At 38.6% G+C, this 7766-nt stretch carries 6 protein-coding genes; 5 read left to right on the top strand and 1 reads right to left on the bottom strand.

What is annotated here, in order from left to right:
- The 5 genes from AC5JMK_RS22455 to AC5JMK_RS22435 form a co-directional block, all read left to right on the top strand.
- Positions 1-866 (top strand): cupin-like domain-containing protein (locus tag AC5JMK_RS22455; RefSeq protein ID WP_495911061.1); only part of this gene is annotated, 866 nt, incomplete at its 5' end.
- Between the two features lie 337 nt (positions 867-1203).
- The gene (locus AC5JMK_RS22450) at positions 1204-2547 is read left to right on the top strand and encodes a cupin-like domain-containing protein (protein ID WP_495911060.1); all 1344 of its coding nucleotides are present in this window, start codon (positions 1204-1206) and stop codon (positions 2545-2547) included.
- Between the two features lie 337 nt (positions 2548-2884).
- Complete coding sequence (locus AC5JMK_RS22445; protein ID WP_495911059.1) at positions 2885-4192, top strand: cupin-like domain-containing protein; 1308 nt, start codon at positions 2885-2887, stop codon at positions 4190-4192.
- A 637-nt stretch (positions 4193-4829) separates the two neighbouring features.
- Positions 4830-5144, top strand: a complete 315-nt coding sequence (locus AC5JMK_RS22440) for an acyl carrier protein (RefSeq protein WP_495911058.1) — start codon at positions 4830-4832, stop codon at positions 5142-5144.
- Positions 5145-5177: 33 nt separating this feature from the next.
- Positions 5178-6584 (top strand): hypothetical protein, encoded by a 1407-nt coding sequence (locus tag AC5JMK_RS22435; protein WP_495911057.1) that lies wholly within the window; start codon positions 5178-5180, stop codon positions 6582-6584.
- A gap of 407 nt (positions 6585-6991) precedes the next feature.
- On the opposite strand, the gene AC5JMK_RS22430 is transcribed toward AC5JMK_RS22435, so the two are convergent.
- Positions 6992-7585, bottom strand: coding sequence for a TetR/AcrR family transcriptional regulator (locus AC5JMK_RS22430; protein WP_495911056.1), 594 nt, complete (start codon positions 7583-7585; stop codon positions 6992-6994).
- Between the last annotated feature and the right edge of the window lie 181 nt (positions 7586-7766).

Here is a 7766-nt window from a genome sequence, read left to right as displayed (position 1 = left end):
ACACCTTTGCCTATCAAAACTGGACAATGGAAATGTTTCGCGATCGCTTCGGCGATTTTAAGGCTGAGATTATCAATCAGAGCCTAGACGAACATAATGTTAATATGTTCAAACCTGATGTTGGTACATTCAAAGATGTAATCGACAGCAGAGAAAGTGAAGACAAACTCTATATTGCGTTCTGTGCGGACATCTTCTCCGCTCACCCAGAGTTAGTGGATGAGGTCGGCTGTTTAGAGTTCAGAAAACACATGGGTGGCAACTATACTCAGTTCTTTGCAGCACAGTTGTTTTTAGGAGCAAGTACCTCAACTGGTAGCCATGCCCACTGTGCTAGTGCTAATAATCTGTTTTTCCAAATTCGTGGCAAGAAAAAGTGGACATTTGTACATCCGGATTATCTGTGGCTAATGTATCCACTACTTGATCGATTCTTTCTATTTTGTGGTTCCTTTCTTAGGAAAGATTATGAGCAAGCGTATCTGGAGCAATACGCACCCTTACAGAAATATTGTCCTAAGTACGAAGCCGTCTTGGAACCAGGAGATATTCTCCTCAATCCACCTTGGCAATGGCATGCCGTTGAGAACCTAACAGAGGAAACCCTCGCTGTTGCCAGTCGCTGGATCGATCCAATAGGACAGAAACATGCGAATACATTTTTTGAATTAATGCAGTTTTTAACACCACATATGTGGCGTATTCGATTTGCTCAGGTGATGAAACAGCACGACGAAGTAGGAGATGTATTGCACGAAATACCAGGTGATGTGATCAGGGACACAAAAGATTTTGTGACGTTGGGGAAAGAGAATAGAATCATAGCCTTTGAGCTTGATAAATGGCCTAAGGAGTACCAATTTTAGAGCCTGTCCCAATCGTACTAACACGTCTAAACTAAAAGGATGCATCTGAAGGCGTGAGATTAAAACGTTTGTAAGTAGCTGGGTGGAAATAAACGTAACTTGTGTTGACCGTTCATAGTTCATGGTTAATGGTTCATGGCAATTCCCCTGGCAAGCAATGAACAATGAACAACCCTCTGGATTTACGTTTAATTATGTCCACCTACCTAGTTGCAGTTTAGGAATGAAGAATATGCACCCATTTAGAGGAGACGTGCTAGTAGATTCCCTTCAACAGATATGCCAATCGACTATCCAGTAAAACGACGAAATGCCAAGTTAAAGTTGAGTAACAATTATGACTACAACTACCCTAAAAGGCGGAAAATTACCAAGTGATGGTACGACGAATAAACCGAGGCAAAACTGGTTTCGTACTCTCAGAACTATCGCGCTATTGACTATTTATGGGATTTATGAAGTCGTCTTTGTCCATAAATTCTTTTTGCACACATTTTTCCGCTCATCGATTTCCGATGTCCCGCCTCCTGTGCCATTGAATATTGGCTATGGAAATAAGCTTCAATTTAAAACAATTTTGTTGATGCGTTACTTCTTGAAAGACCAATTTTGGGGACAACAGTGGTTGAAGCGCATCCATCAGAGGATTCTGAATAATCTCAACAAGCAGAACATCGATTTGTCAAAACTCAAGATGTCAATCCCTATGGTAGAACCCGGGGAAATATCAGCCCAAGAGTTTTGCAACAAATATGTGAAAACGAATACGCCAGTGATTATTAAAGGCGGTGCTAAACACACCCTTGCCTATCAGAACTGGACAATGGAAATGTTTCGCGATCGCTTCGGCGACTTTAAGTTTAAGACTCTTAAGTTTGATACTCTCAAGAAGAAAATAGACGAACATGACGAACATAATGTTAGTACGTTCAAACCTGATGTTGGTACGTTCAAAGATGTAATCGACAGCAGAGGAAGTGAGGATAACCTCTATATTGCTTTCTGTGCGGACATCTTCTCCGCTCACCCAGAGTTAGTGAATGAGGTCGGCTGTTTAGAGTTCAGAGAACATATGGGTGGCAACTCTACTTTGTTTGGTGGAACACAGTTGTTTTTAGGAGCAAGTACCTCAACTGGTAGCCATGCCCATTGTGCTAATGCTAATAACCTGTTTTTCCAAATTCGTGGCAAGAAAAAGTGGACGTTTGTACATCCGGATTATCTGTGGCTGATGTATCCAATGCTTGATCGCTTCTTTCTATTCTGTGCTTCTTTTCTGAAAAGAGATTACAACCAAGCGTATCTGGAGCAATACGCACCCTTACAGAAATATTGTCCTAAATACGAAGCCGTCTTGGAACCAGGAGATATTCTCCTCAATCCACCCTGGCAATGGCATGCGATTGACAACCTCACTGATGAAACCATTGCCGTTGCCACTCGTTGGGCTTTGGTCAAACAAAAGCGTGCGAATCAATTTTTTGATTTCATGCAGTTGTTCTCATCACAGGTATGGCGTATGCAATTTGGTGTGTTGATGAAAGAGCGTGATGCAGTAGGTTTATTCGACGAAAATACAGATGATTTGGTCAAAAACACAGATGATTTTGTGATGTTGGGGAAAGAGAATAGAATCACCGCCTGGGAATTTGATAAATGGCCTAAGGAGTACCAATTTTAGAGCCTGTCCCAATCGTACTAACACGTCTAAACTAAAAGGATGCATCTGAAGGCGTGAGATTAAAACGTTTGTAAGTAGCTGGGTGGAAATAAACGTAACTTGTGTTGACCGTTCATAGTTCATGGTTAATGGTTCATGGCAATTCCCCTGGCAAGCAATGAACAATGAACAACCCTCTGGATTTACGTTTAATTATGTCCACCTACCTAGTTGCAGTTTAGGAATGAAGAATATGCACCCATTTAGAGGAGACGTGCTAGTAGATTCCCTTCAACAGATATGCCAATCGACTATCCAGTAAAACGACGAAATGCCAAGTTAAAGTTGAGTAACAATTATGACTACAACTACCCTAAAAGGCGGAAAATTACCAAGTGATGGTACGACGAATAAACCGAGGCAAAACTGGTTTCGTACTCTCAGAACTATCGCGCTATTGACTATTTATGGGATTTATGAAGTCGTCTTTGTCCATAAATTCTTTTTGCACACATTTTTCCGCTCATCGATTTCCGATGTCCCGCCTCCTGTGCCATTGAATATTGGCTATGGAAATAAGCTTCAATTTAAAACAATTTTGTTGATGCGTTACTTCTTGAAAGACCAATTTTGGGGACAACAGTGGTTGAAGCGCATCCATCAGAGGATTCTGAATAATCTCAACAAGCAGAACATCGATTTGTCAAAACTCAAGATGTCAATCCCTATGGTAGAACCCGGGGAAATATCAGCCCAAGAGTTTTGCAACAAATATGTGAAAACGAATACGCCAGTGATTATTAAAGGCGGTGCTAAACACACCCTTGCCTATCAGAACTGGACAATGGAAATGTTTCGCGATCGCTTCGGCGACTTTAAGGCTAAGACCTTCAATCATAGTAACAACTACAAACCTGGTATTAATACAATCAAAGATGTAATCGACAGCGAAGACAAACTTTATATTTCATTCTGTGCGGAAATCTTTTGTGCTCACCCAGAGTTGGTGAATGAGGTCGGCTGTTTAGAGTTCAGAGAACATATGGGTGGCAACTCTGGTTTGTTCGTTGCAGCACAGTTGTTTTTAGGGACACAGTCCTCAACTGGTAGCGATTTCCATTGTGCTAATGCTAATAACCTGTTTTTCCAACTTCGTGGCAAGAAAAAGTGGACGTTTGTACATCCGGATTATCTGTGGCTGATGTATCCAATGCTTGATCGCTTCTTTCTATTCTGTGCTTCTTTTCTGAAAAGAGATTACAACCAAGCGTATCTGGAGCAATACGCACCCTTACAGAAATATTGTCCTAAATACGAAGCCGTCTTGGAACCAGGAGATATTCTCCTCAATCCACCCTGGCAATGGCATGCGATTGACAACCTCACTGATGAAACCATTGCCGTTTCCACTCGTTGGTTTTCAGCAAAACAAAAACGCGCGAATAAATTTTTTGATTTCATGGAGTTGTCCTCATCACAGGTATGGCGTTGGCGATTTGATATATTAAGCAGAAAGCCCGATGCAGGGGGTTTATTTTCGGATGAAAACACAGATAATATGGTCAAGAGTGTGGTCAAAAGCGAACATGATTACGTGAGATTGGGGAAAGAGGATAGAAGCATAGCCTTGGAGTTTGACAAATGGCCCAAGGAATACCAGTTTTAGAACCTGTCCCAATTGCACATTGCCTTTATCAATGCGTGACAAGTTATTTAGGTTGCCGTTTTATCTGGGCGAAAACGAGTGAAGATGCACAAAAGTCAGTTATGTTGCAAAAACTGATATATGGTATGCTATAAAAATATTCTCCAAAAGATTTTTTACTGTCCTCTTGTCACTCGCTTCGCTCAAATTCAAAATCACTGAAGTTCAGATCGCCGGAGGCCGGCGCTCTGAATTCTCTCAAAATTAAAAATTCAAAATTACTTCTTTTTTGAACTTTGAACTTTTAATTTTGAATTGTTTGGTCATAAACTCCAAGTATCCCTTTAAGTGGTGGTACTTCCAACTAATTCGTGTGCTGAGTAGCTAAGAGTTTTGCTGTACAAAGAACCTATCCAAAAACTCTTGCACAGTTTTTATAGAAAAAGATTTTAATTTTTACTCTTCTTAGAGAGACAAAAGAAAGATATACAGAGTGTTTCTCAAGAGTATCTCACAATGGGGGAAATCAAAAGTCACGCATTCAAAATATCAAACTCCCTCGCTATCTATGCACCAAAGAAACACTCGAAACTAAAAAGCTTAGTTTTATAGGGGTTTCAACGAGTATTTTTTCAGAGAGATGAAGGAGATTTTCAAAATGGATACTGAAATTTCTCAAACGACTAAGATAAATATAGCTTCAGATGCTAATAATGATGCACGCAAAAATCTACCAACGACAGCCGAAATTCAAAACTGGTTAGTCTCCTATCTAGCTAACTTAGTGGAAGTAAATCCAGATGAAATTGATATCACAGTTCCCTTTGACAGCTACGATTTGGATTCCTCGGCGGCAGTTGAGCTAAGTGGTGAACTAGAGGATTGGTTAGGAATAAACGTCTCTCCGACTTTACTGTACGATTATCCTACTGTTAAGACTTTAGCTCAGTATTTATCTGAAGGAAACAATTAAAATACTAGTGATTTTAAAAAATAAAGGACAATTATGGTACATTCCACTCAAATATCACAGACAAGCACTGAATCCATATCTGCAAATGAAAGATTAGTCAATAAATCTTCCAAGGTGATAAAAAATATCTTTAGAGATAATATAAATTCTAACTATACAGAGATAATCCAAGAGTTAGACAAAAATTTTGATTATGCTAGTAATAGTAATTGTTACTGGAGTGAGCCAGAGCAATCATTATTATATGGCACTCCATTATACCAAGCTGCTTCAAGCTCACAAAAGCTGGCTTTAAATCACCTTTATTGGGCAATGCAATACAGCAAAGTTCCTCTGGATGAAGCGGGTACTATGATGTTTAATCAGGTTACAGCTAGCGTGTTTTCTACACTTGGAGGTTTTGAAACGCTTTGTCAAGAACTTGACCTTGAAACTACTCAAGAAAGCTATCATATTCATGCTTTTCAAAGGATTAGTCGCTTAACAAAGAAGGCTCTAATTGGTAAAAGATTAACTCAGTTATCCAAAAAAACGAATAATGATTGGAGCAAAAAGATACTAAAAGTTTGGCAACAAATAAATTTATCTACTATTAATCCTAGAACTGCAAATTTGTTTTCCAGTTTGCCTTATTTTTTCCTACGTTATACTAATAAAATAATGCTGGAAAGTAAAGGTAATCAACCTTCCAAGTATTTGCAGGAATTAGAGAAGAAAAATGAGTTTCTTAATGTACCGACAGATGGTGTAGTTAGCCAATTGCCATTTCGACGTCTAACTATGCAGCTATTAACACTGAATTGTGGAACTTCACCTTTCTTAGCATGTCATTACTATGCTCTACGTTTAATAGCTAATATGATGCTCAAGAACTGGGAATATAATTATGTTCTGTATTTTAGAAAATTAAAAAATAATAATACGGAGTTTTTACCTGCTCCGACGGCTGTCTCTTATTTTCATTTTTTGGATGAATCATTCCATACAACTATTTCTAAAACTATCGCTCAAGAACTATATAAATTTTTCCCAAAGCCAACGGCATATGAACGTTTCGTAGCAAATATGTCGATCTATTTAATGCAGTTAAATTTAAAGTCTGTTTCGAGTGTGATTCCTTATCGATTTATTAAAGATGACTTTTCCTTAATGTTTTTATTCTATCAACTACTACAGACTTCTTTATTTGATATGTCTGCTACAGAAGCTTTATATTGGTTAGAGAAATGTTTCTGTCAAGAGCATGAGGGTTTCAATATAACATTGAATTCTCACCAACATTTACTGACAAATCTTTGCCAATTGTTTGGCTGTATTGAGTATTTATGGCCTATAAACTATGAAATGCGTTTAATGAATTCAGTAAATAATACTAATAAAGTTATCCAAAGTAATATCCAGACTTTTAAGCTATTTGCCAAATTTGTCGCTCATCAATAAAAGTTCTCTTGCAAAAATTTTGGTTCTTCAGTAGCTAATATGCCAAAAGTATAGTCAAATAGGTAAAGAAAAATTAAAAGATGTATAAAATAGTGAGTAAAACCTTGGTAGTATTGACCATTAGTCATGATTTAATGTTGGCTGTAATCAGAAAAATGGATTGAAAAAGTAAATTGACAGCCATGAGTCTAAAAAAGCAAAATAAACTGTTGCTACCAATTGAATGTGAAGGTGCACTAAATGAGTAACCCTCCACTCTACTTTTCTCTTACCTTTTTATGACTTTTTCAGCAAACCCTAATTACCTTTGTAAGTCCGTTTTGTGGTTGAGTGGAATGATTGGTAACAGTCCGCGCGGGGAGGGAGGTACAGTGATATATCCTCTCTTACCCGACATTTCTGAACTATTACGAATCAACTTGTTGAATATAGTCAATTGCAACAACTAGCGCATCAAGTATAACCTCAAAGCTGGCATCTGTTGAACGATCCAATGTCATGAATCCAGCTTGTTCCAAGGCAATAAAACCGGAGATAGCAGCGTTCACTATTCGCATTACGTCAATCACTTGGTTTTCAGTAAAGCGATAAAATTCAAATCTGGTTTTGAACAAACTGATAGCTTCCTGAATAATGAGTGCTGCCTTTGGTTCATTTGCTTGCAGTTCCACTTGCATCATTACCCGATACAGTGTTGGATGAGATCGCGCAAAGTTGCGAGTAGCGTGGGCACCTGCCCGAAGTAGTGTACTCATACCTCTTAGATGGGTGGTTTGTTCTTTGTAATAGGCAAAGAATCGTTGCCAAAGGGTAAGCACAACAGCTTGGCGCAAATCAGCATTGCCATTCAAATGTTTATAGATAGCAGGGGGTTTTATTCCCAACTCACGTGCTACACGGTTCACGCCCAAAGCAGACTCGCCTTCTTTTTCTAAACAAGTGATAGCAGCTTCAATTACATCTTGCCGTGTTAAGGAATTGTTTTTTGTCGGACGACCCATAAAAAAATTCAGTTAGTTAACTTAAATAATGGGAATTCCTGTTGAATAACTGTCTATTAACATACTCAATGATAACCCAATACACCTATCCTTAAGTCACATCTTTCTTAACAAAAGGGTGAAGAGTTAGGCGTAGATATAGCGGTGCGATGTAGAAGTTGAGTGTTAAAGGATGAAACAA

The organism is Pelatocladus sp., from assembly GCF_059505505.1.
Note: the sequence above shows the minus strand (reverse complement) of the source record. Positions and strands in the feature narration are given on the sequence as shown.